Raw genomic sequence first — 23234 nt, forward strand, 5'->3', positions numbered from 1 at the left:
CGAGCCTTTAGGCGAACGCGCCGGCCTTGGCGAGGCCCTCGCCCTGCGAATAGGCGCCCGGCCTGCGGCGGGTCAGCGCAAGCGCCATCCCCACGGTCAGACAGATCGCCAGCATCGAGGAGCCGCCATAGGAAATGAACGGCAGGGTCATGCCCTTGGTCGGGATCATATTCAGGTTCACCGCCACGTTGATGAAGGCCTGCTGGCCGACGAGGACGAACAGTCCGGCCGCAGCCACCTGCTCGAAGGGATCGGTGAGTCGCATGGCGCGATAGAGGCCGCGCACGACGATGAAGCCGAAAAGCGCGATCAGCAGCAGCGAGAAGATCAGGCCGTACTCCTCGGCGCCCACCGAATAGATGAAGTCGGTGTGCAGGTCGGGCACGTGCCGCTTCATGACGCCCTCCCCCGGGCCGCGGCCGAAGAGGCCACCGGCGGCGATGGCCTCGGCCGCGCGGTCCACCTGGTGGGTGTCGGCCTTGTCGGGACTCAGGAACCGGTCGACCCGGCTGGCCACGTGCGGGAACAGGAAATAGGTCGAGGAGAGGCCCACCACGGCCGCCCCGCCCAGCAGCATCACCCAGGACAGCGGCACCCCCGCCATCCAGAACGCGGCCCCGAAGGCGACGGTGATCAGCACCGTCTGGCCGACGTCCGGCTGCACCAGCAGCAGGGCGACGGACAGGAAATAGAGCCCGAAGGCGATCGAGACGCCCGGCACGCCCTGCCCCTTCTGGCCTTCTGCGAACATCCAGGAGACCAGCACGATCAGCGCCGGCTTCATGAATTCCGAAGGCTGCAAGGTGAAGCCGCCAAGCTGCAGCCAGCGGGTGGCGCCCTTGGCCGTGTGGCCCATGAACGGCAGGGCGATCATCACGGCGATGGCCGCCAGATAGATGAAGAACGCCGCGCGCCTTACGCCCCGCACGTCCAGCATCGAGACGGCGATCAGGATCGCCGCGCCCACCCCGGCGAAGACGCACTGACGGACCGCGAAGTGGAAGGGGTCGCCGACGTTCATCCGCGCCGCCGCGGCTGGGCTGGCGGCGAAGGACATCATGACCCCGACGGCGATCAGCGCGGCCACGGCGCCCAGCATCCAGCGATCGGTCGTCCACCACCAGATCCCGACCGGCGAACGGTCGCTGCGGGCGAAAGCATGCGCCTGCTGGTGACGGTGGACGTGGCTCATCGGCATCTCCGCGGGCGTAGGGGCGCGCATGAGTCACATGCGCCCCGCGTGCTTAATTTTCCTTAACAGAGTGGCGGATAGGAGGATCAATAGCCATGTGACGTGGCGCTTGATCCCCCGAAAGTCCCAGATACAAACCCACCGATGAAGACGGCTATTTCGAGACTGTTCCTGCTGCTGGCGGCAGCGACGCTGCTGGTGGCCCCGATCCAGGCGACCGCCACGACCTACGGCGACGTCTATGGCGTCTGGCGTAATCCGAAGAACACGGTGCACGTGGAGATCAAGCCGTGCGGCGCCCGCGTCTGCGGCTACGTGGTGTGGGCCAACGCCAAGGCCCAGGCCGACGCGCGCGAAGGCGGCACGCCCAACCTGATCGGCTCGCAGTTGCTGCGCGAATTCGCGCCCGACAGCAAAGGCGGCTGGAAGGGCAAGGTGTTCGTGCCCAACCGCAACATGACCCTCTCGGGCACAGCCAAGCCGATCAACGCCTCCAGCCTGGTGGCTCGCGGCTGCCTGCTGCCGGGCATCCTCTGCAAGTCCCAGGTCTGGACCCGGGTCGCGGCGTAAGAAGACCCCCTCCCCCGCCGGGGGAGGTGGATCGATGCGAAGCAGTCTGCGGTCCCACCCATCCGGCGCAGTCCTCCCCTGCGGGGAGGCCCCCTCAGTGGGGGGATCTGATCTTATGCTCAGGCCCGCACGCCCTTGGCCGCCGGCTGGGCCAGCTCGTTCACCGCCCGCCGGAACGCATCGCCGCGAGCTTCGAAGTCGGGGAACTGGTCGAAGGAAGCGCAGGCCGGCGACAGAAGGACCACGGCGTCCTGGCCGCTGGCGATCGCGTCCGCATAGGCTTCGGCCGTCGCCGCCCGAAGCGTTCCGCACTCGGCGACCTTGGCCCTGCCCTTCAGCGTCGCGGCGAATTCCTTCTGCGCCTCGCCGACCAGATAGGCCTTCTCGATCCGCGGGAAGAGGTCGGTCAGGCTCTCGATCCCGCCAGCCTTCGGCTGCCCGCCGGCGATCCAGTAGAACTTCGGATAGCTCGACATGGCCTGGCGCGCGGCGTCGGCGTTGGTGGCCTTGCTGTCGTTGATGAACCGCACCTTGCCGATCTGGCCCACCTGCTCCATGCGGTGCGCCAGGCCCGGGAAGCTCATCAGGCCATCGACCGCCTCCTGGGCGGTCAGGCCGAGCCCCTTCACCGCCGAATAGGCCGCGGCCGCGTTCTGCCAGTTGTGCCGCCCAGGCAGGGAGCGCGCGCGCAGCAGGTCCGCCACCTCCACCGCCCGCTCGCCGGTGGCGTCATAGAGCACCCCCTGCAGCACATAGACCCCGCGGCCCATGGCCTTGGAAGCCGAGATCGGCACGATGGTCCGGCGGTTGGCTGCGGTGATCTCGGTGCAGATCCGCTGGCCCCAGGGATCGTCCACCCCGATGACCGCGGTGTCGCCCTTGCCCTGGTTCAGCAGCACCCGCCGCTTGGCGGTGACATAGCCCTCCATCCCGCCGTGGCGGTCGAGATGGTCGGGCGTGACGTTGAGCAGGACCGAGACGTCGGGCTTCAGGCTCGAGGTCAGGTCGAGCTGGTAGGACGAGAGCTCCAGCACGTAGACCGCGCCGCCGTGCATGTCGTCGAGGCCCAGCACGCCCTGGCCGATATTGCCGCCCACCCGCGTCGCGCGCCCGGCGGCGGCGCAGATGTGGCCGATCAGGGCGGTGGTGGTGGACTTGCCGTTGGTCCCGGTGATGGCGACGATCTTCGGCCGCTTGTGCTCGGGGGCGGCGTTCACGGTGCGCGCGAAGAGCTCGATGTCGCCGAGGATCTCGACGCCTGCGGCCTTGGCCTTCTCCACCGTCCAGTGCGGCTTGGGATGGGTCAGCGGCACGCCCGGCGACAGCATCAGCGCCGCGAACTGCGACCAGTCGGCGGTGGAGAGATCCACCAGCGGCAAGCCTTCGGCCTGCGCGGCGGCGCGGCTCTCGGGGCGTTCGTCCCATAGCGCGACCTCGGCCCCGCCCAGGATCAGCGCGCGCGCAGCCGTCAGCCCCGTGCGGGCCAGGCCAAACACGGCGACCTTCCTGCCTTCGAAGCCGCGGACCGGGATCATGACGCGCGCCTGCCCTCCCCTATCGCAGCTTCAGGGTCGCCAGCCCCACCAGGGCCAGCATGACGGCGATGATCCAGAAGCGGATCACGACGGTGCTTTCCGACCAGCCGAGCTTTTCGAAATGGTGATGGATGGGCGCCATGCGGAACACCCGCTTGCCGGTCAGCTTGAAGGACGCGACCTGGATCATGACCGACAGCGTTTCCATGACGAACAGCCCGCCGATCACCCCCAGCACGATCTCGTGCTTGGTGGCCACGGCCACCGCGCCGATGCCGCCGCCCAGGGCCAGCGAGCCGGTGTCGCCCATGAAAATCTTCGCTGGTGGCGCGTTGTACCAAAGGAAGCCCAGTCCAGCACCGATCATCGCCCCGCAATAGATGGCGACTTCGCCAACGCCGGGAACGAAATGAAGTTGCAAGTACTGCGCGAAGACGTAGTTGCCAACCAGATAGGCGATGAGACCGAAGGCCGCGGCGGCGATCATCACCGGCACAGTCGCCAGGCCGTCCAGGCCGTCGGTGAAGTTCACCGCGTTGGCCGCGCCCACGATGATAAAGGCCCCGAAGGCCAGATAGAGCCAGCCCAGCGGCAGGATCGCCTGCTTGAAGATCGGGAAGGTGACGGAGGTCGAAAGGTTCGGCGTTTCCGGCGGGCTCGTCCCGTAGACGATCATCAGGGCGACGGCGCCGATCGCGATCAGCGCCTCGAGCGCCAGCCGGACCTTGCCCGACACCCCGGCCGTCGATTGCTTGGTCACCTTGGCGTAGTCGTCGGTGAAGCCGAGGACGCCGTAGCCGGCGGTGACCAGCAGCACCGACCAGACATAGACGTTGGAGAGATCCGACCACAGCAGAGTGCCGACCAGCAGACCGGCCAGGATCATCACCCCGCCCATGGTCGGCGTGCCGGCCTTCTCGACCACGTGGCGCTCGATGCCGTCGGTCCGGATCGGCTGGCCCTTGCCCTGCCTCGCCTGCATCCAGCGGATGAAGCGCGAACCCATGGCCACGACGACGAGCTGGGCCGTGAAGATGGCCATACCAGTCCGGAAGGTCTGGTATTTCAACAGGTTCAGGAACGGCACATAGCCGTCCGCTGCGAGCTGCTGATACAGCCAATAGAGCATCAGCTCGTCTCCACCGACCGCACGTCGAGGGCTTTCAGCGCAGCCGCGACCGCGCCGGCTCTCGAGCCGTTCGACCCCTTCACCATCACGAGATCGCCCGGCTCCATGGCCGCGCTGATCAGCGGCGCAAGTTCCGCCGCAGTGTCGGCGTAGCCGCCCCGACGAGTCGGCGGAAGGGCGTCCCAGAGGGATTTCATCAGCGGCCCGGCGCAGAAGACGAGGTCTGCTCCCGCCTCGTCCAGCGGCGCGGCGAGGGCCGCGTGGAAAGCAGGCGCGTCAGGCCCCAGCTCCAGCATGTCGGTCAGGGCGACGATCCGCCGGCCCCGCGTCTGGCGCGCGCCCAGGCTCTTGAACGCCGCGGCCATGGAGATCGGGTTGGCGTTGTAGCTCTCGTCGATCAGGGTGAAGGCGCCGCCGGCGAGGCGCACCTGCGTCTCGGCCCCGCGCCCGGCCAGCGGTTCGAAGGCGCCGAGGGCCGCGATGCTGTCGTCCAGGCTGACGTCCAGCGCCTCCAGCATCAGCAGCACCGCCATGGCGTTCGGGCCCCAGTGGAACCCGGTCTGGAGGATGGAGAAGTCCAGCGCCTTGCCGTGCAGGCGCGCCTTGATGGAGGCGCGGCCGGCCTCGGGCGCGAAGTCGACCAGCTCGGCGTCGCACGTCCGGCCGGAGCCGAAGCTGCGGACGGTGGCGCCGGCCTTGTGCGCCTCCTCGGCCAGCAGCTCGTACCATTTGTTGTCGGCGTTCAGGATCGCCACGCCGCCCGGCTCGATGCCGGCGAAGATCTCGGCCTTGGCCCTGGCGACGCCCTGCTCCCCGTCCGGGAAGGCCTCGACGTGGACCGGCCCGACCGTGGTGATCAGCGCCGCATGCGGGCGCACCATCTTCGACAGCGGGGTGATCTCGTCGGCGTGGTTCATGCCGATCTCGAAGACCGCCCGCTCTGTGTCGCGCGGCATCCGCGCCAGGGTCAGCGGCACGCCGATGTGGTTGTTGTAGCTCTTCACCGAGGAGTGGGCCTTGCCGGCGCGCGCCAGGCCCGCCCGCACCGCCTGGGTCACGCTGGTCTTGCCGACCGATCCGGTGACCGCGCCGCGGCGGGCCTGGGGCGCACGAAGGCGGGCGGCTTCTCCCAGCTTTTCCAAGGCCTTGAGCGTATCTTCGACGCGGACGCTGGAGCCATCCACCGGCTTGGAGGCCAGTGTCCCGGCCGCGCCGCCGGCCAGGGCCTGCGGTACGAACTCATGCCCGTCGCGTACGCCGGCCAGGGCGACGAACAGGTCGTTCTGCTCGATGCTGCGGGTGTCGATGGAGACGCCGTTCACCGAGAAGGCCGAGCCCGAAAGTTCTCCGCCCGTGGCCGCGACGATCTCGTCCGAGGTCCAGAGCGGTTTAGTCATTGGCGCCTCCCAGCGCAGCGGCCACCTCGGCGACGTCGTCGAACGGATGAACGGTCGAACCTATGGTCATGCCCTGCTCGTGCCCCTTGCCGGCGACCACCAGCACGTCGCCGGGTCCCAGCAGGGCTACGCCCGCGCGGATGGCCTCGCGGCGGTCGCCGATCTCGCGCGAACCCGGCGCGCCGGCCAGCACCTCGGCGCGGATCGCCGCAGGGTCTTCCGTACGCGGATTGTCGTCGGTGACGATGGCGATGTCGGCGTATTGCGCCGCCGCCAGCCCCATCAGCGGCCGCTTGGTGCGGTCGCGGTCGCCGCCGGCGCCGAACACCACGATCAGCTTGCCGTCCACGTGCGGGCGCAGCGACTTCAGCACCGTCTCCAGCCCGTCGGGCGTGTGGGCGTAGTCGACATAGGCCTCGCCGCCCTTGGGGCCAGTCCCGACCCGTTGCAGCCGGCCGGGCGCGCCTTCCAGCGTCTCCAGCGCGGCCAGCACCTCGGCGACGGGCTCGCCCACGGCGATGCAGAGGCCCGCCGCCACCAGGGCGTTCGAGGCCTGGAAGTCGCCGGCCAGCGGCAGACGGATGTTGTAGACCTTGGCGCGCGCCTCGATCTTCAGCGACTGGCCGTCCGGGGTCGGCGACCGTTCGACCAGACGCAGCCCCTGCCCCGCCTCGCCCACCGACAGCACCGAGTGCCCGGAGCAGACCGCCGAGGCGGCGAATGCGCCATAGGCGTCGGAGTCCGCATTCAGCACGGCGGTCCCGCCGCGCGGCAGCAGTTCCTCGAACAGCCGCAGCTTGGCGTCCCGATAGGCTTCCATGGTCTGGTGGTAGTCCAGGTGGTCCTGGGTCAGGTTCAGGAAGCCTGCCGCCTGCAGGGTCACGCCGTCCAGGCGCCGCTGGTCGACGCCGTGGGACGAGGCCTCCATGGCCACGTGGGTCACGCCCTTGGCCGCCAGGATCGACATCAGCTCGGCCACGTCGGCGGCGTCCGGAGTCGTCAGGCCGGAGGGGGTGACCTGTTCGTCGAGGCCAGGTCCCGTCGCGCGCACGCCCAGCGTGCCCATGCTGGCGGCCTTGTGGCCGAGGCGGTTGAAGATCTGACGGCAGAAGGTGGCGACCGACGTCTTGCCGTTGGTGCCGGTCACCGCGACCACCACCGGCGGCTGGGCGCCCCAGAAGGCGCGCGCGGCCAGGGCGTAGACCCGGCGCGGATCGGGCGTGACGATCACCGGGACCTCGAGCCCCGGGATCTCCGCATCGGCTATCACCGCGGCGGCGCCGGCGGCGACCGCCTTGGGGACGAAGTCCTTGCCGTCGACCTTGGAGCCCGGCAGGGCCGCGAACAGGAATCCTGGCCGCACCTTGCGGCTGTCGGCCGTGACGCCTTCGATCTGCACATCGTGGTCGAAGGAACGCTGGACCAGCGCTGAAAGCGGCCTGGACATCAGTGGCCGTTCCCGACGGGCTTGTCGTCGCCGATGATCTTGATCCGCTCGGCTTCGCGCTGGACGCCCAGGAACGGCGCGATCCGGTCGATCACCCGGCCGGCCGCCGGCGCCGCGACCCAGCCACCGGTCGAAAAGCCGTAGGTCTTGGCCGTGCCGTGCGGCTCGTCCATCAGGATCAGCACGAAGTAGCGGTCCTGCTCCACCGTCCCGGCGGTCGGGAACACCGCGGCGAAGGAGGAGACCTGCTTGTCGTTGGAGTAGCCCCGGATGGCCGGATCGTACTTCTCGCCGGTGCCGGTCTTGCCGCCCACCGACAGGCCCGGCGCGTCGGCCGACTTGCCGCTGCCGCCGATGACGTTGGCGCGCATGATCTGCAGCATCTGCAGCGAGGTCTGCTCGGACACCACCCGTTGGCCCTTCGGGCGCTGGCCCGCATCGAGCTTCTTGATGGTCAGCGGCACCAGGTAGCCGCCATTGAGCAATGCGCCCATGGCCGAGGTCACCGCCAGCGGGCTGACGTTCATCCCGTGGCCGAAGGAGGTCGAGGCCACCGCGTCCATGTCCCACTTGCGCGGGGTCAGCGGACGGGCCGACTCCATCAGCTCCACCTGCGCCGGACGGGTCAGGCCCAGGTTGGTGAAGTAACGGCTCAGCCGCTCGCCGCCGATGCTCTCGGCCAGCTTGGCGGTGCCGATGTTGGAGGAGTTCTGGAACACCTCGACCAGCGTCAGGATCTTCCGCGTCGCGTGGTAGTCGTGGATGGTCCGGTAGCCCAGCTTGAAGGGCTCGCGCGCATCGAAGGTCGAGGATGGGGTCGCGACCCCGGTGTCCAGGCCGATGGCGACGGTGAACGCCTTGAAGGTCGACCCCATCTCGTAGATCGCGGCCGCCGCGCGGTTCAGGCGCGCGTCGTCGCCGGCCTTGGCCGCCTGGTTCGGGTCGAAGGTCGGATAGCTCGCCATGCCGAGGATTTCCCCGGTGTGGACGTTGGTCACGATCCCCACCGCGCCCTTGGGGGCGAACTCGGCCGCGGCCTTGTAAAGCTCGTCCTCCAGCGCCGCCTGCACCCGCAGGTCGATCGAGAGCGCGACCGGCGTCGTGCCGCCGCCCCCCGCGCGGATGGTGTCGTTCAGCGCCCGCTCGGCGCCGGCCAGGCCCACGCCGCCGGTGTCGGCGAAGCCGATCAGGTGCGCGGCCGTGTGGCCCAACGGATAGACCCGCCGCTCTTCCGGCTCGAAGCTCACGCCCGGCAGTCCAAGGGCGTGGATGGTGCTCCGCTGCTCGGGCGTCAGGCCGCTGGCCACGAAGCCACGACGATCGCTCTTCAGCACCTTGTTCAGCCGCTGGCGATTGATGTCCGGGAAGGTGCGGATCAGGTTGCGGCGGACCTCTTCGGCGTCCCAGATCTCCCGCGGATCGACATAGAGCCCGTAGTGCAGCAGGTCGGCGGCCAGCATGGCGCCGTTGCGGTCGACCAGATCCGCACGGGCCGCGCCGACCGGCGCGGCGTAACCGCTACCGGGTCCGGCGTCGGAGAAGATCGCCGCCCGCGTAGCGCCGATGGCCAGCACCATGAAGGCGGTCGCGAACACCGCCAGCACGAAGAAGATGCGGATGCGGGTGTCGTCCTCGGCCCGGCCCGACGCGCGCGCGCGCTCGAAGGCGTGTTCCAGGCCCCAGACCTTGTCCTTCAGCCAGCGCCATGCGGGCGCTTCGAATGTCGGGTGCGCGAGGCTCAAGACTTGGGTTTCCCGAGGGCGACTTCGCCCAGCTTATCGATGGTGGTTTCGCGCTTGGCTTCGACCGGAGCCATGCCGAGATGAGCGGTGGCCAGCGCCTCGACCCGGGCGGGCTGCTCCAGGTGGGCGACCTCGGCCTGCAAGAGCCGGATGCGCACCTTCTCGGCTTCGATCTGCCGCTCGATCGAGGCGATCTCGGCGCGCTCGGAGCCAGCCATTGTCTTGGCCAGGTAGACGACCAGGATCATCGCCACGAGGACGCCGAGGGCGACGACGTCCACCAGGCGGAAACCGCGAATCTTCCGGTCGAAGAGGCTCATGCGGCCTCCTTCCACACCGGCGCGGAGGTGCGAACCCCAACCCGCAACTTGGCCGAACGCGCGCGCGGATTGGTCGCGGTTTCAGCCTCGCTCGGAGCCTGCGCTCCGCTGAACAACAGCTTGAAGCTGGGCTCCTCCTTGGCCTCCACTGGCGGAGCGTGACGCGACCCGCCCGGGGTCTTGCCCGCGCGCTCGGTGAAGAACGCCTTGGCGATCCGGTCCTCCAGCGAGTGGAAGGTCACCACCGCCAGCCGGCCGCCCGGCTTCAGCGTCCGCTCGGCCGCCACCAGGCCGGCCTCGAGTTCGGAGAGCTCTTCGTTGACGGCGATGCGCAGGCCCTGGAACGACCGCGTCGCCGGATGCACCTTGGCCCCGCGCCGCCCGCCCAGGGCGCGCTCGATATGCTCGGCGAGGTCCAGGGTGCGGGTGAACGGCTGCTCAGCCCGGCGCCGCACGATGGCCGAGGCGATGCGGCGCGATTGCCGCTCCTCGCCATAGACGAAGAGGATGCGCGCCAGTTCCGCCTGCTCGGCAGTGTTGACGATGTCGGCGGCGGTCGCCCCCGTCGCGCCCATCCGCATGTCCAGCGGCCCGTCGCGCATGAAGGAGAAGCCGCGCTCGGCCTGATCGAGCTGCATGGATGAAACGCCGAGGTCCAGCGCCACGCCGTCGGCCACGCCCTCCCCCAGCTCCTCGGCCATTTCCGAGAAGCGGGCCTCGACCAGCCGGAAGTTCTCACCGAGCCCTTCGGCGAAGCGGCGCGCGGTGGGGTCGCGATCGAAGGCGACCACGCTTGCGCCCGCCGCCAGGAAGGCGCGCGAATAGCCGCCGGCCCCGAAGGTGCCATCCACGATCAGCTTGCCAGGCGCCGGCTCCAGCGCCGCCAGGACTTCGTCCAGCAGGACCGAGGTGTGCGGCGCACTCACTGCCCGACTCCCAGCTTGGCCGCGCGCTGCTGGGCGCGAAGCTCGGCCAGCCCCGCGCGCGCCAGTTCGCGCTGCGCGGCGCGATGGGCCTGGAACGCTTCGCGCTCCCAGATCTGGAAACGATCGCCCAGGCCGACCAGCACCACCCAGTCGGAGAGGCCGAACTGGTCGCAGAGCTGCTCAGGCAGGGTGATCCGGCCGGCGGTGTCGAAGCTCATCTTCGCCTGGCCGCCCAGCACCGACAGCTCGATGGCCGAGCGCACGGGATCGCCGAACGGCAGCTCCTCGATCAGCGCCATGTAGCGGTCGAACAGGGCTTTGCCGCCGCCTTCGATGCAGTCGGCCTCGATGGAGGGGAAACAGACGATGCCGTCGAATGGCCCGGACAGGAGCGCGCGGAATTCCAGCGGCACGACGATACGCCGCTTGGCGTCCACCTGTTTCTCGAAGGTCGAGAGAAACATCCCGCCGGCCCCAGTACGCGGCCCCAAGCGAGCCGCCGCTCCATCCGATTTCAGCCCCGCGACGCGCCGGGATAGGCGCTCCGCTACGGCCTAACGGACGCTGATTGGGTTAACATGGGATCAATTGGGAAACAATGACTCCAGACATCGATTCCTGGGAATATCAAAGATGTTGATCAGCCTCACACAGCTCTTTCGACAACAGTTCACAGAACATACAGCGAACTTGTTAAGTAATGTGGCCCAGCTTGGGACACGGCGTGGATCGATTGTGGAAAACTAGGGACCAGACGGCCTGTAAGCCGGGTTCTGTGCGCCCGCGAACGGGCGTGACGATCATTCCTCTGGACCGCCCATTGCTGGACGGTTCTCGCGACCTACCCGGACGCCTCAGGCCTATGACGGCCCTACCCCGCAAGGGGCGCGGAATCCCTATTCGGTCTTGCTCCTGGCGGGGCTTGCCGTGCCGTTCCTGTCACCAGGCCCGCGGTGGGCTCTTACCCCACCCTTTCACCCTTACCTCGGTCGAAACCGGGGCGGTCTGCTCTCTGTGGCGCTATCCCTGGGGTCACCCCCGGCGGGCGTTACCCGCCGCCATGTCATAGTGGAGCCCGGACTTTCCTCGACAGCCGAAACCGCCGCGATCGCCCAGCCATCTGGTCCGTGCGGAAAGTGATGCCCCGCCCCGCCGAGGTCAAGCCGATCTCCGTCCCAATCGGTCCCAAGCGAGGAGAGGGGTGGGGCCTTGCCGGTTCAGCAGGCCCCTGGCGGCTTCGCCGCCTGTCCCTCCCCCACGTGGGGGAGGGAACGCTTTCCCTGAGTTCCTAGAACTCGGCCGAGCCGCCGTCGCAGGGGACGACCGTGCCGGTGGTGTAGGCGCTGGCGCGGCTGGCCAGGAAGATCGCCACGCCGGCGATGTCCTCGGGCGTGCCGATCCGGCCGCGCGGGTTCGACTTGGCGATGGAGTCGCCGGCGCGGGCCAGGGTCGCAGCCATCATGTGGCTCTGGAAGGGGCCGGGCGCGATGGCGTTGACCAGGATGTGCTCGGGCGCCAGGCGCCTGGCCAGATGGCGGGTGAGCATGATGCAGCCGGCCTTCGAGGTCGAATAGGCGTAGGTCTCCAGGCCAGGCGGCTGGATGCCGTTGACCGAGGCGATGTTGATCACGCGCGAGGGCTCCTCGTGCGTCGCCGCCGCGCGCAGTTGCGGCAGCAGCTTCTGCGTCAGGAAGAAGATCGACTTGACGTTCAGGTCGACGGTCTTGTCCCAGCCGTCTTCCGGATATTCGTCGATCGGCGCGCCCCAGGTGGCGCCGGCGTTGTTGACCAGGATGTCGAGCTTGCTCTCGCGCTCGGCCACGGCGCTCGCCAGGCCGACGATGCCTTCCATCTTCGACAGGTCGAAGGGCAGCGAGACGCAGGTCCCGTACTTCGAGAGCTCTTCGGCCAGGCCGTCGCAGACCTCGGCCTTGCGGGACGAGATGTAGACCTTCGCGCCGTTCTCCACATAGCCGCGGGCGATCATCTCGCCGATGCCGCGGCTGCCGCCGGTGACCACGGCCACCTTGCCCTCGACGCTGAACAGGTTACGCATCCGAATATCCCTTTTTAGAAAAATAGGTATGGTTTGAGTCAAAATCTGTCGCGCGGAGTGCTGAGCCCAGCGGGCCGTAACGTCAAGCCGCCGCGCGCAGAAGGGCGATCAGCCGGGCCCGGGTCATGCCATCGGCCACGCCGTCCACCTGCTCCGGGCGCCAGTGGCGCTGGAAGGCCCGCACGATGGTCGCAGTGTCGGCGTCGTACTTGCCCGACGGCGCGCAGTCGTAGCCCAGCCTGGTAAGCCCCGCCTGCAGGGCGAAAACCCCGGCCCCTTCCTCGCCTTCGGCCAGCGGCAGGCCGGGCGCAGCTTCCGGCTCGACCCACAGGCCGTGGCCGGCCTGCGCCAGCCGCTTCCACGGAAAAAGTTCGCCCGGGTCCTGCTTGCGCGCCGGCGCGACGTCGGAATGGCCGACGATCCTGGCGTCCTCGATGGTCCAGCGGCCACGGATGTCGCCCAGCAGGGCGATCACCGCCTCGACCTGCGCGTCCGGGAACGGGCGATAGCCGAACTCGTGCCCCGGATTGACGATTTCTATGCCGATCGAGCGGCCGTTGATGTCGGTCTCGCCCTTCCAGAACGACAGCCCCGCGTGCCAGGCCCGGCGCGCCTCCGGCACCAGGCGGAAGACCCGGCCGTCCTCCTCGACCAGATAGTGCGAGGAGACCTTCGCCTCGGCGTCGCACAGCCGCTCCAGCGCCGCCGCCCCTGTCTGCATGCCGGTATAATGCAGGACGACCATGTCAGGCGGCGCGGTGCGCTCGTTGAAGTTCGGCGAAGCCGCCTCGATAAAGTTCATCGCGCACGGTTCCGCAGGTTGAACAGAAACAGCATGGCTTGGTTGGGCCTCATGGCGATGATCAGCACGCCGACCAGCGCCACCGCGGCGCCGAAGGCCATGCGCGCATCGAACGGGTCGTTGGTGATGGCGACTCCCAGCCCGATCGTGGCCAGGGGAGTCATCAGGGTCAACGGCGAGATCAGGTTCGCCTCATAGCGCTGGATCAGGAAGTAGTAGGCCGTGTGGCCGAACACCGAGACCACCACGGCCGAGAACGTCACCGCGGCCCAGAACCGCCAGCCGATGGAGAAGACGGTCTCGAACCCGCCGGGCTCCAGCACCAGCGAGGCCGGGATCAACACCGCGGCCGAGGCCCAGCCCACCCAGGCCTGGAACTGCAAGGGCTGCACCCCCTCCATCTGCTTCATCAGCACCGCACCCAGCGATCCCATCACCACCGAGACCAGCACGAAGGCCAGCCCGCCGCTGAAGTCGAACCCGGCCGGGTCCCACATCACCGCCAGGGCCCCGACCAGGGTCAGGCAGATCCCGAACAGCCGCCGGGCGCTGAGCCGCTCCCCCAGCAGCAGGAACGACAGCAGGGTCGTGGTCGGCACCATGAGCTGGCTGACGATCGCCGCCGACGAGGGGCTCGCAGTCTTCAGGGCGATGAACATGAAGGCGAAGGAGCCCGCGCCCATGCAGACCGACACCACCAGCAGCCGCCACAGCGGCCGGGGCGGCGAGCGCAGCCAGGGGAAGACCGCGAGCGCCACGATCCCGAACCGGACGGCGGCGTAGAACAGCGGCGGCGCGTGCAGATAGGCCACCACGTACTTGGAGACGATGTTGTTCCCGGCCCACAGCATGCAGACAAGAACCAGCAGGGCGAAGTCGCGCAGGGCCATGACAACGCTTAGGCGTGGTTTGCACGGCTTTGGCAAGCCTGCGGCTTGGCCGAGGGGCTAGTTCCTGGCTGGAATCAGGACCTTCATCTCCTCATAGCCCTTGATGAAGATCGAATAGCTGCGGCGCGGCTCCTCCAGCAGACGGATCTGCGGGAAGCGCTTCATGATCTCTTCCCAGACGATCTGGAGCTGCAGCTCGGCCAGGCGGTTGCCCACGCAGCGATGGATGCCGAAGCCGAAGGAGAGGTGCTGGCGCGGCCGCGGGCGATCGATGACGTAGTCGTTGGGACGCTCGACCACCTCCTCGTCCCGGTTGCCCGAGACGTACCACATGGCCACGCGGTCCCCTTCCCGGATGGTCTTGCCGTGGAACTCGAAGTCCTGCACCGCCGTCCGCGCCATGTGCGCCAGCGGGGTCTGCCAGCGGATGGTCTCCGACACCATCGAGGGGATCAGGCCGAGGTCGCCGCGCAGCTTCTCGTACTGGTCGGGATTGCGGTTCAAGGCGAAGACCGAGCCCGAGATCGTGTTCCGGGTGGTGTCATTGCCGCCGATGATCAGCAGGGTGATGTTCGAAAAATACTCGTCCATCGTGCAGTCGCGGGTCGCCGCGCCATGGGCCAGCATCGAGATCAGGTCCCCGCCCGGCTCGGCGTTCACCCGCTCGTTCCACAACCGGATGAAGTAGTCGCGGCAATCGGCTAGGGCCTCGCGCCGTTCCGCATAGGTCTGGACCGGTCCGTAGCCTGGCGCGCTGGTCATGGCGTCCGACCAGTAGGTCAGCTTGCGCCGCTCCTCGAACGGGAAGTCGAACAGCGTCGCCAAGGTCATGGTGGTCAGCTCTTTCGAGACCAGGTCGACCCAGTCGAAGGGCTCGCCGATCGGCAGCGAGTCCAGGATCAGGCCCGCCCGCTCGCGGATCTGCGGCGCCATCTCGGCCAGCCTCGCCGGCGCCACGGCCGGGCTCACCGTCTTGCGCTGGATGTCGTGGTCGGGCGGGTCCATGCCGATGAAGCTCGGCGCGCCCGCCCTCGCCGCCTGGATCTGCGCCTCCGGCGGCAGCACGCTGGACTTGGGGTTCAGGGTGATGCCCTGCGCCGAAGAGAACACCTGGTGGTTTGAGTCCGCCTCGACGATGTCGTTGTACTTGGTGATCGACCAGAACGGCCCGTAATTGCTGTCGGGCGTGAAGTGGACCGGGTCCTCGGCCCTCAGCCTGTCGAAATAGGCCCAGTGCGCGTCGTCGCGGAAGGCCGAGGCCCAGGCCGGGTTCAGCTCCTCGAGGGGAATCTCATAGGCGCGCTTGCGGGCCAGAGCCCGCTTTTCGCTCAGCATGTCGGAAACGCCGTCGGCCATGGCCTCACTCCCTGTCGTCGCCGCGGCCATTCGAGGGCCGCGGTCGCCTCCCTATATGGGAACGCCTTCGAACCTTGTTCCACAAGGATAGAAACAGGGAGCCCGACCAGCCGCTGCGCGCGGCCGGCCGGCTCGAAGACTTCAGGCCGAGGCGTGCTGCACGCCGTCCTGCGCCACGGCGGCCATGTCCATGTACATGACCTCCCAGACGTGGCCGTCGATGTCCTGGAAGCTGGCGCCGTACATCGGGCCCATGTCCATGACCGGCTTCCAGGGCTTGCCGCCGGCGGCCAGGGCGTTCTTCAGCATGTCGTCGACCTCGCCGCGGCCGCTGGCCGAAAGGCAGGTCAGCACCTCGGTCGCCTTGGTGGCGTCGCTGATCTCGCCGTTGATGAAGTCGCGGAAGCGGTCGTGCTCCAGCAGCATGGCGAAGATGTTCTCCTCGATGACCATGCAGGCCGTGTTCTCGTTGGAGAACTGCTCGTTGAACGAAAAGCCGAGCGCGCCGAAGAACTTGCGCGACGCAGCCACGCTCTTCACCGGCAGGTTGACGAAGATCATTCGCATGGGAGGCTCCTTGGGGTGCGATCGACCCTAGGACGCGCGAGCCCCGGCCGTCCCGACAAATCCCGCGAAATTTTCTCGGCGCGCCGCTTCCTACCGGCAGTTGCGGCGCGCGGCCGGGCTCACCTCCTGGACGTGTCGCCCATATCGCTGCATGCTCGAAGGTTCGTTCCCACGGCGACGACCCACCGCGGCTGGGAAACCACCCGAAGAAAGGGCGCTATGACGAGAGTGTGGCCAGGCGAGCCGCAGAGCAGTTGGGACAAGGTGGAAGCTTCCGGCGCTCACCGGGATCGAAAGCTCTGGGTTCCGATGCTCGACGAGTTGCCAGCCTGGCGTACGCCGGCCGAGCTCAACCAACATTATGTGGTGACCCCGCCCTGGTGGTATCGCGGGCTACTCTATGGGCTGGGGCTGGCCCTGGCCGCGCTCATGATCGTCCTGATCTGGCATGGGCAGTCGGGCTTCGGCATCGTCCGACGGGTCCTGGCGATCGTGCTCGGAGGAGGCCTCACCCTCGCGATACTGGGTTGGATCGCCCACGATCTGAAGCGGGAGCTGAAGAACCGCGCCCAACGCGACGAGATCGTCGCATCGATCTTCGCGAATCTGCAGAAAGCGCACGTTCCAGTCTGGGCGCTCTTCGTCGGCAAGATACGACTGGGCGACCGCATGTCCGCCCCCAATGATACGCCTGACGATCTGATATTCGTCTTCGACCTCAGGGCCCCGCCCCAGGTTCTTCGGCGCCAGCGCGCGATCGCCACCGCCTGGGTCGATACGGTCGCGGGTCGCCAGCGCACCAACGTTCCCGAAGACCTCGGCGCCGCTTTCGCCGGCCGCAGTTCGGTCCATTGCGCCGAAGTCTTCGGCGATCACATGCACGGCGTATGGATGTGGCGCAAACCGAGCCTGCTGCCGTTCTACGTTCTGGGCCTTGCCCTCGACGACCCTCAGACCGCCGAGGAATTCACCGACGAGACGGTGTTCTTCACCCGCCGGCCGCCGATGGCCCTGAGGCAACAGTCCAGGATCGCCAAGATCTGAGCGCGGACAGAAGCGGCGCTCCAGCAAGCTGAAGCGCCGCTTGGGTGAGCGGTTTGGCCTACGCCGCCTTACCCAGGCTCAGCCCTTCGTAGCGGGCCAGGTGGTGATCGGTGGAGCCGAACGTGCTCTCGATCATGGTCGCGCGCTTGAAGTAGTGGCCGATGGCCAGTTCGTCGGTCATGCCCATGCCGCCGTGAAGCTGGATGGCGTTCTGGCCGATGAACTTGGCGGCCTTGCCGATCTGGACCTTGGCTGCCGAAGCCCCCTTGGCGCGTTCCCTGGCCTCGTCGCCCAGCTTGATGTCGGCCATGTAGGTCATGGAGATCGACTGCTCGAGCTGGATGAACATGTCGACCATCCGGTGCTGCAGCACCTGGAACTGGCTGATCGGCTGACCGAACTGCTTGCGCTGCTTGGTGTATTCCAGCGTGCCTTCGTGCAGCTTGCGGAACACGCCGCAGGCCTCGGCGCATAGCGCGACCGTGGCCTCGTCGATGACCCGCTCGACCAGCGGCAGCGCCGCGCCCTCGACGCCGACCAGGGCCTCAGGCCCCACCGAGACGTTCTCGAAGCTCACCTCCGAGGCGCGGAAGCCGTCGACCGTCGGATAGTCGCGGGTCGAAACGCCCTTGGCGTCCTTCGGAACGATGAACACCGAGACGCCCTCGGCCTCGCGCTGGCCGCCGCCGGTGCGGGCGGTGACGATCAGGTGGGTGGCGTAGGGCGCGCCGATCACCACCGCCTTGTGGCCGTTGATGACGTAGCCGGCGCCGTCCTTCTTGGCCGTGGTCTTCAGGTCCTGCCAGGTGTAGCGGGCCTGGGGTTCGGCATAGGCGAAGGCGAAGATCGTCTGGCCGCCGATGACGCCGCCGATCAGGTCGGCCGCGCCGGCGTGGCCCGAATGCTTCAGGAAGCCGCCGCCGATCACCACCGTGCCGAGATAGGGCTCGACCACCAGGGCTTTGCCCAGCTCTTCCATGATGACCATGTTCTCGGTGGCCCCGCCGCCGAGGCCGCCGAGCTCCTCGGCGAACGGCGCGCCCAGGATGCCGAGTTCCTCGGCGAAGGCCTTCCAGACCTCCGGGCGCCAGCCCGGCTCGGCCTTCAGCGCCGCGCGGCGCTGATCGAAGCTGTAGTGGTCGGCCAGGTAGCTGGCGACCGTGTCACGCAGCAGCGACTGTTCTTCGGTGAAGCTGAAATCCATCTGATTTCCCCGTAAGGCGTCCCGCCCGAGCGCTCCGGCCCAGGCGGGAAATAGGCTTTGTTCTGCGACGTGAGGCGAAGCTGGGCTCAGAGGCCCAGCACGGCCTTGGCGATGATGTTGCGCTGGATCTCGTTCGAACCGCCGTAGATCGAGGTCTTGCGGCCGTTGAAATAGTCGCCGGCCAGCCCCTCGGCGTAGTCCGGGCCGATATTGGTGTTGTGGCCGATGTCGCGCAGATACGGCGCGCCGTAGTGGCCGACCGCTTCGAGAGCCAGCTCGTTCAGGCGCTGCTGGATCTCAGTGCCCTTGATCTTCAGGATCGAACTTTCCGGCCCCGGCCCCTTGCCGCTGGACTCGCCGGCCAGAGTGCGTAGTTCGGTGAACTCCAGCGCCGTCAGGTCGATCTCCAGTTCGGCCACCTTGCGGCGGAAGAACGGGTCGTTCAGCAGCGGGCCGCCCATGTCCGACTGTTCGGTGCTGGCGATCTCGCGCACGCGCTCCAGGCCGCGCTTGGACCGGGCGACGCCGGCGATGCCGGACCGCTCGTGCGCCAGCAGCGCCTTGGCGCAGGTCCAGCCCTGGTTCTCATGGAAGATGCGGTTCTCGACCGGCACCTTCACATTGTCGAGGAAGACGTCGTTGACCTCGTGGCCGCCTTCCAGGGTGGTGATCCGGCGGACCTCGATGCCCGGGGTTTTCATGTCGATCAGCAGGAAGGAGATGCCGGCCTGCGGCTTGGCGTTCGGGTCGGTGCGGACCAGGAAGAAGCCCCAGTCGGCGTGTTGGCCGAGCGTGGTCCAGGTCTTCTGGCCGTTGACGATGTAGTATTCCTTGCCGTCGGCCTCGGTGACGCGCTCGGCCTTGGTCTTCAGGCTGGCCAGGTCCGAACCCGCGCCCGGCTCCGAATAGCCCTGGCACCACCAGACGAGGCCGTCGCGGATGCCCGGCAGGAACTTCTCCTTCTGCTCCTGGGTGCCGAAGGTGTAGATCACTGGCGCCAGCATGGAGACGCCGAACGGGAGGATGCCGATGGTGTCCGCGCGGGCCTGCTCCTCGGACCAGATGTACTTTTGGGTGGGCGTCCAGCCCGTGCCCCCGAACTCGGCTGGCCAGGACGGAACCGACCAGCCCTTCTTGGCCAGGATACGGTGCCAGGAGAGATAGTCCTCCTTGCCCAGGTCCTCGCCCCGCTGCTGCTTTTCGCGCAGCGCCTGGGGATAGTTCTCGGCGATGAAGGCGCGGGCCTCCTCGCGGAAAGCGATGTCTTCGGGCGAAAAATCGAGGTCCATGACGGCTCCCTGGCGCGAGCATTTACAGTGTAATTCGTTAGTCGCGGACCATAGGCGAGTGCGCCGCGGAAGGGAAGATGACGTTTACGTCAACGTCATTTCAACTTCCCGCCAGTTCCCCTTGCCTGGCAAACGCCGCGGCCGTTGGCGCCGTTGCGCGGGGCGTCCGCCTCGTGCATCCCTAGGCCCCCATGCCCCGCATCCTCACCTACAACGTCCATCGCTGTGTGGGCACGGACCGCAAGCTGGACGTCGGCCGGGTCGCTGACGTGATCGCCGCGCTCGAACCCGATATCGTCGCCCTGCAGGAACTCGACGTCGGCCGCGCGCGCACCGGGGGCGTCGACCAGGCCCACCAGATCGCCCGCCGCCTGAAGATGGCGTTCCACTTCCACCCGGCCCTGCGGGTTGAGGAGGAGCTCTACGGCGACGCGGTGCTCACCACGCTTCCGGAGCGGATGATCCAGACGGGCCCCCTGCCCGGCCTGCCCAGCATCCCGCAGCTCGAGCCCCGCGGCGCGGTCTGGATCGCCATCGAGGTCGACGGACAGCCGGTCCAGGTGATCAACACCCACCTTGGCCTGGTGCCGCGGGAACAGCAGGTCCAGGCCTCCTGGATCGCCGGCCCGTCCTGGCTGGAGCATCCCATGCGCAAGGGGCCAACCATCCTCCTGGGCGACTTCAACGCCACAGGCGCCTCGGTGGTCTATCGCACCCTGGCGGCCAAGCTCGACGCCGCCCGCCGGCTCTCGCCCAAGCGCTCGCCGACCTCGACCTTTCCGTCGGCCCTGCCGGTGCTGCGCATCGACCACATCTTCGTCAGCCCGGAGATCAAGGTGCACAATGTCTTCGCGCCCTTCGACCCGACGACCCGCATCGCCTCCGACCACCTGCCGCTGGTGATGGACTTCAGTGTGGCCCAAACCGCGTCTGCAGAAGCGGAGTCTCATCGTAAAGCAGCTCCCGACGGCCGATGAGGTCCCAGGAGTCGGGCACGCCGAACGGGTCTCCGACGTGATAGGTGGCGATGATCTCGCCCAGGATCGTCTGCTTCATCGGCAGGATCGGCGCAAGGCGCCCTTCCCGGTTCAGGAAGTCGATGGCCGCGACCAGGCTGCCGCCGCGCTCGGCGCGGGCCTTGCCGATCGCATCGCCCGTCAACCCCATGAAGTGACCGATCAGCCGGTCGCGCAGCGCCTGGATCGCCAGCCGATCGCCGTCCCGGCCCGCCTGCACGGCGATCTCCGCCTCGGTGTCGAAGCCGCCTGAGCGGTTGTTGAGGTTGGCCGAGCCGACCCGCGCCAGGGTGTCGTCGATGACGGTGACCTTCGAGTGGACGATGATCTTCATGCCCGAGGGCGTGGTCGGATAGAACGCCCGGAACCGCCCGAACACGTCAGCCGACCGCAGCCGCCAGAGCATGTTGGAGCGCGCCCGATCCATGGTCATCTGGTCGAACCAGCTCGGGCTGCGGCCGGTGGAGATCAGCACCACCTCCGGCCCGTCCGGCTCGGCCAGCCGCAGCGCCAGGGCCCGCGCGATCAGCGGCGAGGTGAAGTACTGGTTCTCCAGATAGATCACCGACTTGGCCGAAAGGATCGATTCCACCGTCAGGCGGCGGATCTCGGCCACCTCCTCCCGCTGGTCCCAGCCAGGTTCGGTGCGCTGGATGGAGACCTCCACGTCCTTCAGATGGGCCGGAACGTGGACGGGCCATGGATCCTCGGGCGAGGGCTCCGGCTCGGGAATCGCCTCGCCGGTGGCCCGCCGCCAGCGTTCGCGCGCAAGGTCGCCCATGGAGGCGGCGGCCGCCCCGTCCACCATGACCATCACCTCGTGCCGCGGCGGGTGATAGTGCTGGTCGGGCATGATCCGGCGCGGATCGTTCTCCAGATGGCCGGGGGTGTCCCAGCGGTCGATGCTGATGTCGCCGCCGCCGCAGAAGGCCAGCTTGTCGTCGATCACCAGCACCTTCTGGTGGTGGCAGGCGCCGAAGGGAACGTGGTCGTCCAGCCAGAACTTCACCCCCGTCCCCCGGAACCAGTGGCGGGCCTTGTGGGGAAAGAACTGCTGGCTGGCGGCGATCGGCAGGGCCGACTTCCAGATCAGCAGCCGGATATCCAGGTCGGGCCGCGCACGCGCCAGCGCCACCAGGATGCGCCCGACCTCGTCTGGATCGGCAGGGCCATCGAAGCCGTCCGGGAACAGCCGCGCCCGCGGATCAAAGCCCCAGCCCAACAGCAGCACCGAGCGCCGCGCCTTGCGCAGCGCCTCGAAGACGGCGGTGAAATAGACTTCGGTGTCGACCAGAAACGCGGCCCGGTCCGCCCTCACCTTGCGCCAGCACGTCTCGCCGGGCCTCAAGAGATCCATCCGCCGACCAAAGCCCCGCTGCAACTAACCATCAAAAGCCTACGGCCAAGGCGGGTTCCGTACGAGCGCCAAGGTTGCACAAATAAAAAGAAGCGCCCGGGTGGGGACCAGGCGCCTCAGGTGGACTGTGGTGGGAACAGGCGGATTGCTAGCCGCCGCGGGCGGCGGTCGCGCTATAGGCTTGGCAGGGACCAGTAAGTTCGGCAGCGAGACGCTCGCGGCGGTCGGCGCTCACCGACTTGCCATCGCGCTTGCCCTTCTCGTACTCGACCTTGCCGCGCTCCAGGGCGAAGGGGCTGCGCGCGCGGCGCTCGCCCTTGATGAAGGCGTCCATGGAGGCCGTGTCGACACTGGCTACTCCGGAGTCGGCCAGGCCCTTGCAGCGGTTGGCCTTCAGGAATTCGGCGTCGCTGACCGCGGCGCTCGCAGCGCCGGCGGCCGAGGCCAAGCCCGCAGCAACGATAGCGATAGCAATGATTTTCATCGGTCACTCCCTCGATCTGACCCAACGAAACCTGCTCGCTAACGCCGCACTACTCAAATGAATTTCCATCCACGTTCAACTTTCACCGTTACACATAAGTAATAATCGAACGGCGTTACTGCTAACCATAAATTTCTTGTAATGCACTCGCCGTCGAGGCCAACCTTCACCTATGTCCTACTCGCTCCAGCTCGACATTCCCGGCGCCAACGCCGTCCTGCGCCGGGCCTTTCCCGGCCGGGACCAGGCCTATTTCCCGTCCGTCACCCTGGTGGAGCCGGGGCGTGTCCATGTGGTCCTGCCCTATCACGAGAGCACCCTGCGCCCAGGCCAGTTGATCTCCGGCCCCACCCTGATGGGCCATGCCGACACCGCAGCCTATGTGCTGATCCTGGCCCACATCGGCGATCAGTTGATGGCGGTGACCAGTTCGCTGGTGATGAACTTCCTGCGCGGCGCCCGGCCCGGCGAACTGCATGCGCAGGCCGAGTTCCTCCGCCTGGGACGGCGGAACGCGGTCTGCGACGTCAAGCTCTGGACCGAAAGCCCGGACCGTCTGGCCGCGCAGGCGACTGTGACCTACGCTATCCCCTGACATGACCGACAGTCCCGCCCGTCCGCCCGCCCCCATCAAGACCCCCTGCGTCAAGGTTTGCGTCGTGGATGGGGAGAGCGGCCTCTGCCTCGGCTGCTACCGGCGTCTTAACGAAGTGGCCGGCTGGGCGCGGCTGAGCGAGGCCGAACGGGAAGCCATCATGGCCGAACTGCCAGCCCGCCGCGGCCTGATACGGCCTGAAAAGCTTGCGATGTTCTAAGCTTAACCGTTTGTTGTAGTTAAGCTTCTTAATCTTAAACGTTCACTATACGACAACTAGGCTGGGTGCAGATTGCCCCCGCCGAAGCGAGCCTCT

23 protein-coding genes and 1 other RNA gene are annotated in these 23234 nt (G+C 67.8%); 5 read left to right on the forward strand and 19 right to left on the reverse strand.

The window, feature by feature from the left end; genetic code table 11:
• Window positions 1-7 precede the first annotated feature (7 nt).
• Window positions 8-1192, reverse strand: a complete 1185-nt coding sequence (gene ftsW, locus ABID41_RS01345) for a putative lipid II flippase FtsW (protein WP_331927941.1) — start codon at window positions 1190-1192, stop codon at window positions 8-10.
• 144 nt (window positions 1193-1336) lie between these two features.
• Here ftsW and ABID41_RS01350 point away from each other — a divergent pair, with 144 nt between their 5' ends.
• Complete coding sequence (locus ABID41_RS01350; protein ID WP_331927943.1) at window positions 1337-1762, forward strand: DUF2147 domain-containing protein; 426 nt, start codon at window positions 1337-1339, stop codon at window positions 1760-1762.
• A 119-nt stretch (window positions 1763-1881) separates the two neighbouring features.
• Here ABID41_RS01350 and murD read toward each other — a convergent pair whose 3' ends face one another.
• The 14 genes from murD to ABID41_RS01420 form a co-directional block, all read right to left on the reverse strand.
• Window positions 1882-3297: a UDP-N-acetylmuramoyl-L-alanine--D-glutamate ligase gene (gene murD, locus ABID41_RS01355; protein WP_331927945.1), complete on the reverse strand. Its 1416-nt coding sequence runs from the start codon at window positions 3295-3297 to the stop codon at window positions 1882-1884.
• A gap of 19 nt (window positions 3298-3316) precedes the next feature.
• Window positions 3317-4426 carry a phospho-N-acetylmuramoyl-pentapeptide-transferase gene (mraY, locus tag ABID41_RS01360; RefSeq protein WP_331927946.1) on the reverse strand — a complete coding sequence of 370 codons (1110 nt, stop codon included), beginning with the start codon at window positions 4424-4426 and terminating at the stop codon, window positions 3317-3319.
• On the reverse strand, window positions 4426-5823 hold the full coding sequence (locus ABID41_RS01365) for a UDP-N-acetylmuramoyl-tripeptide--D-alanyl-D-alanine ligase (RefSeq protein WP_331927947.1): 1398 nt from the start codon (window positions 5821-5823) through the stop codon (window positions 4426-4428). The genes mraY and ABID41_RS01365 overlap by 1 nt, the downstream gene beginning before the upstream one ends.
• Window positions 5816-7270, reverse strand: a complete 1455-nt coding sequence (locus tag ABID41_RS01370) for a UDP-N-acetylmuramoyl-L-alanyl-D-glutamate--2,6-diaminopimelate ligase (RefSeq protein ID WP_331927948.1) — start codon at window positions 7268-7270, stop codon at window positions 5816-5818. Before ABID41_RS01370 ends, ABID41_RS01365 begins: the two co-directional genes overlap by 8 nt.
• Window positions 7270-9012: a peptidoglycan D,D-transpeptidase FtsI family protein gene (locus ABID41_RS01375; protein WP_331927950.1), complete on the reverse strand. Its 1743-nt coding sequence runs from the start codon at window positions 9010-9012 to the stop codon at window positions 7270-7272. The genes ABID41_RS01370 and ABID41_RS01375 overlap by 1 nt, the downstream gene beginning before the upstream one ends.
• The gene (gene ftsL, locus ABID41_RS01380) at window positions 9009-9332 is read right to left on the reverse strand and encodes a cell division protein FtsL (RefSeq protein ID WP_331927952.1); all 324 of its coding nucleotides are present in this window, start codon (window positions 9330-9332) and stop codon (window positions 9009-9011) included. The genes ABID41_RS01375 and ftsL overlap by 4 nt, the downstream gene beginning before the upstream one ends.
• A complete protein-coding gene (gene rsmH / locus ABID41_RS01385; RefSeq protein ID WP_331927954.1) occupies window positions 9329-10258 on the reverse strand; it encodes a 16S rRNA (cytosine(1402)-N(4))-methyltransferase RsmH in 930 nt (309 codons plus the stop codon). Before rsmH ends, ftsL begins: the two co-directional genes overlap by 4 nt.
• Window positions 10255-10722 carry a division/cell wall cluster transcriptional repressor MraZ gene (locus tag ABID41_RS01390; RefSeq protein WP_331927956.1) on the reverse strand — a complete coding sequence of 156 codons (468 nt, stop codon included), beginning with the start codon at window positions 10720-10722 and terminating at the stop codon, window positions 10255-10257. Before ABID41_RS01390 ends, rsmH begins: the two co-directional genes overlap by 4 nt.
• Before the next feature lie 282 nt (window positions 10723-11004).
• Window positions 11005-11382: RNase P RNA component class A (gene rnpB, locus ABID41_RS01395), an RNA gene on the reverse strand.
• A 164-nt stretch (window positions 11383-11546) separates the two neighbouring features.
• Complete coding sequence (locus ABID41_RS01400; RefSeq protein WP_331927958.1) at window positions 11547-12314, reverse strand: SDR family oxidoreductase; 768 nt, start codon at window positions 12312-12314, stop codon at window positions 11547-11549.
• Window positions 12315-12396: 82 nt separating this feature from the next.
• On the reverse strand, window positions 12397-13116 hold the full coding sequence (locus ABID41_RS01405) for an N-acetylmuramoyl-L-alanine amidase (protein WP_331927960.1): 720 nt from the start codon (window positions 13114-13116) through the stop codon (window positions 12397-12399).
• Complete coding sequence (locus tag ABID41_RS01410; protein ID WP_331927962.1) at window positions 13113-14006, reverse strand: DMT family transporter; 894 nt, start codon at window positions 14004-14006, stop codon at window positions 13113-13115. The genes ABID41_RS01405 and ABID41_RS01410 overlap by 4 nt, the downstream gene beginning before the upstream one ends.
• A 57-nt stretch (window positions 14007-14063) precedes the next feature.
• Window positions 14064-15362, reverse strand: a complete 1299-nt coding sequence (locus ABID41_RS01415; protein WP_331927964.1) for a cytochrome P450 — start codon at window positions 15360-15362, stop codon at window positions 14064-14066.
• A gap of 141 nt (window positions 15363-15503) precedes the next feature.
• Complete coding sequence (locus ABID41_RS01420; protein ID WP_331927966.1) at window positions 15504-15929, reverse strand: VOC family protein; 426 nt, start codon at window positions 15927-15929, stop codon at window positions 15504-15506.
• 219 nt (window positions 15930-16148) lie between these two features.
• Between ABID41_RS01420 and ABID41_RS01425 the strand changes: the two genes are divergently transcribed.
• Window positions 16149-16973, forward strand: coding sequence for a hypothetical protein (locus ABID41_RS01425; protein WP_331927968.1), 825 nt, complete (start codon window positions 16149-16151; stop codon window positions 16971-16973).
• A gap of 58 nt (window positions 16974-17031) precedes the next feature.
• Here ABID41_RS01425 and ABID41_RS01430 read toward each other — a convergent pair whose 3' ends face one another.
• Together ABID41_RS01430 and ABID41_RS01435 are read right to left on the reverse strand one after the other, a co-directional pair.
• Window positions 17032-18177 carry an acyl-CoA dehydrogenase family protein gene (locus ABID41_RS01430; RefSeq protein WP_331927970.1) on the reverse strand — a complete coding sequence of 382 codons (1146 nt, stop codon included), beginning with the start codon at window positions 18175-18177 and terminating at the stop codon, window positions 17032-17034.
• Between the two features lie 86 nt (window positions 18178-18263).
• Window positions 18264-19466, reverse strand: a complete 1203-nt coding sequence (locus ABID41_RS01435; RefSeq protein WP_331927972.1) for an acyl-CoA dehydrogenase family protein — start codon at window positions 19464-19466, stop codon at window positions 18264-18266.
• Window positions 19467-19657: 191 nt separating this feature from the next.
• Here ABID41_RS01435 and ABID41_RS01440 point away from each other — a divergent pair, with 191 nt between their 5' ends.
• Window positions 19658-20443, forward strand: a complete 786-nt coding sequence (locus ABID41_RS01440; protein ID WP_331927974.1) for an endonuclease/exonuclease/phosphatase family protein — start codon at window positions 19658-19660, stop codon at window positions 20441-20443.
• Here ABID41_RS01440 and ABID41_RS01445 read toward each other — a convergent pair.
• Complete coding sequence (locus tag ABID41_RS01445) at window positions 20376-21839, reverse strand: phospholipase D-like domain-containing protein (protein WP_331927976.1); 1464 nt, start codon at window positions 21837-21839, stop codon at window positions 20376-20378. The genes ABID41_RS01440 and ABID41_RS01445 overlap by 68 nt on opposite strands.
• A 148-nt stretch (window positions 21840-21987) precedes the next feature.
• Complete coding sequence (locus tag ABID41_RS01450; RefSeq protein ID WP_331927978.1) at window positions 21988-22323, reverse strand: hypothetical protein; 336 nt, start codon at window positions 22321-22323, stop codon at window positions 21988-21990.
• Window positions 22324-22495: 172 nt separating this feature from the next.
• Here ABID41_RS01450 and ABID41_RS01455 point away from each other — a divergent pair, with 172 nt between their 5' ends.
• Together ABID41_RS01455 and ABID41_RS01460 are read left to right on the forward strand one after the other, a co-directional pair.
• The gene (locus ABID41_RS01455; protein ID WP_331927980.1) at window positions 22496-22918 is read left to right on the forward strand and encodes a PaaI family thioesterase; all 423 of its coding nucleotides are present in this window, start codon (window positions 22496-22498) and stop codon (window positions 22916-22918) included.
• 1 nt (window position 22919) lies between these two features.
• On the forward strand, window positions 22920-23138 hold the full coding sequence (locus ABID41_RS01460) for a DUF1289 domain-containing protein (protein ID WP_331927982.1): 219 nt from the start codon (window positions 22920-22922) through the stop codon (window positions 23136-23138).
• Window positions 23139-23234: the final 96 nt, after the last annotated feature.

Origin of the sequence: Phenylobacterium koreense, assembly GCF_040545335.1 — a bacterium.
GTDB lineage: Bacteria > Pseudomonadota > Alphaproteobacteria > Caulobacterales > Caulobacteraceae > Phenylobacterium > Phenylobacterium koreense.

Coding starts and splice junctions, on each gene's coding strand:
- ABID41_RS01415 (WP_331927964.1), bottom strand. CDS start 15,362: ATGGCCGACGGCGTTTCCGACATGCTGAGCGAAAAGCGGGCTCTGGCC.
- ABID41_RS01455 (WP_331927980.1), top strand. CDS start 22,496: ATGTCCTACTCGCTCCAGCTCGACATTCCCGGCGCCAACGCCGTCCTG.
- ABID41_RS01365 (WP_331927947.1), bottom strand. CDS start 5,823: ATGACTAAACCGCTCTGGACCTCGGACGAGATCGTCGCGGCCACGGGC.
- murD (WP_331927945.1), bottom strand. CDS start 3,297: ATGATCCCGGTCCGCGGCTTCGAAGGCAGGAAGGTCGCCGTGTTTGGC.
- ABID41_RS01405 (WP_331927960.1), bottom strand. CDS start 13,116: ATGAACTTTATCGAGGCGGCTTCGCCGAACTTCAACGAGCGCACCGCG.
- ABID41_RS01370 (WP_331927948.1), bottom strand. CDS start 7,270: ATGTCCAGGCCGCTTTCAGCGCTGGTCCAGCGTTCCTTCGACCACGAT.
- ftsW (WP_331927941.1), bottom strand. CDS start 1,192: ATGAGCCACGTCCACCGTCACCAGCAGGCGCATGCTTTCGCCCGCAGC.
- ABID41_RS01450 (WP_331927978.1), bottom strand. CDS start 22,323: ATGAAAATCATTGCTATCGCTATCGTTGCTGCGGGCTTGGCCTCGGCC.
- ABID41_RS01435 (WP_331927972.1), bottom strand. CDS start 19,466: ATGGACCTCGATTTTTCGCCCGAAGACATCGCTTTCCGCGAGGAGGCC.
- mraY (WP_331927946.1), bottom strand. CDS start 4,426: ATGCTCTATTGGCTGTATCAGCAGCTCGCAGCGGACGGCTATGTGCCG.
- ABID41_RS01430 (WP_331927970.1), bottom strand. CDS start 18,177: ATGGATTTCAGCTTCACCGAAGAACAGTCGCTGCTGCGTGACACGGTC.
- ABID41_RS01350 (WP_331927943.1), top strand. CDS start 1,337: ATGAAGACGGCTATTTCGAGACTGTTCCTGCTGCTGGCGGCAGCGACG.
- ABID41_RS01400 (WP_331927958.1), bottom strand. CDS start 12,314: ATGCGTAACCTGTTCAGCGTCGAGGGCAAGGTGGCCGTGGTCACCGGC.
- ABID41_RS01410 (WP_331927962.1), bottom strand. CDS start 14,006: ATGGCCCTGCGCGACTTCGCCCTGCTGGTTCTTGTCTGCATGCTGTGG.
- ABID41_RS01390 (WP_331927956.1), bottom strand. CDS start 10,722: ATGTTTCTCTCGACCTTCGAGAAACAGGTGGACGCCAAGCGGCGTATC.
- ABID41_RS01425 (WP_331927968.1), top strand. CDS start 16,149: ATGACGAGAGTGTGGCCAGGCGAGCCGCAGAGCAGTTGGGACAAGGTG.
- ftsL (WP_331927952.1), bottom strand. CDS start 9,332: ATGAGCCTCTTCGACCGGAAGATTCGCGGTTTCCGCCTGGTGGACGTC.
- ABID41_RS01460 (WP_331927982.1), top strand. CDS start 22,920: ATGACCGACAGTCCCGCCCGTCCGCCCGCCCCCATCAAGACCCCCTGC.
- ABID41_RS01440 (WP_331927974.1), top strand. CDS start 19,658: ATGCCCCGCATCCTCACCTACAACGTCCATCGCTGTGTGGGCACGGAC.
- ABID41_RS01420 (WP_331927966.1), bottom strand. CDS start 15,929: ATGCGAATGATCTTCGTCAACCTGCCGGTGAAGAGCGTGGCTGCGTCG.
- ABID41_RS01445 (WP_331927976.1), bottom strand. CDS start 21,839: ATGGATCTCTTGAGGCCCGGCGAGACGTGCTGGCGCAAGGTGAGGGCG.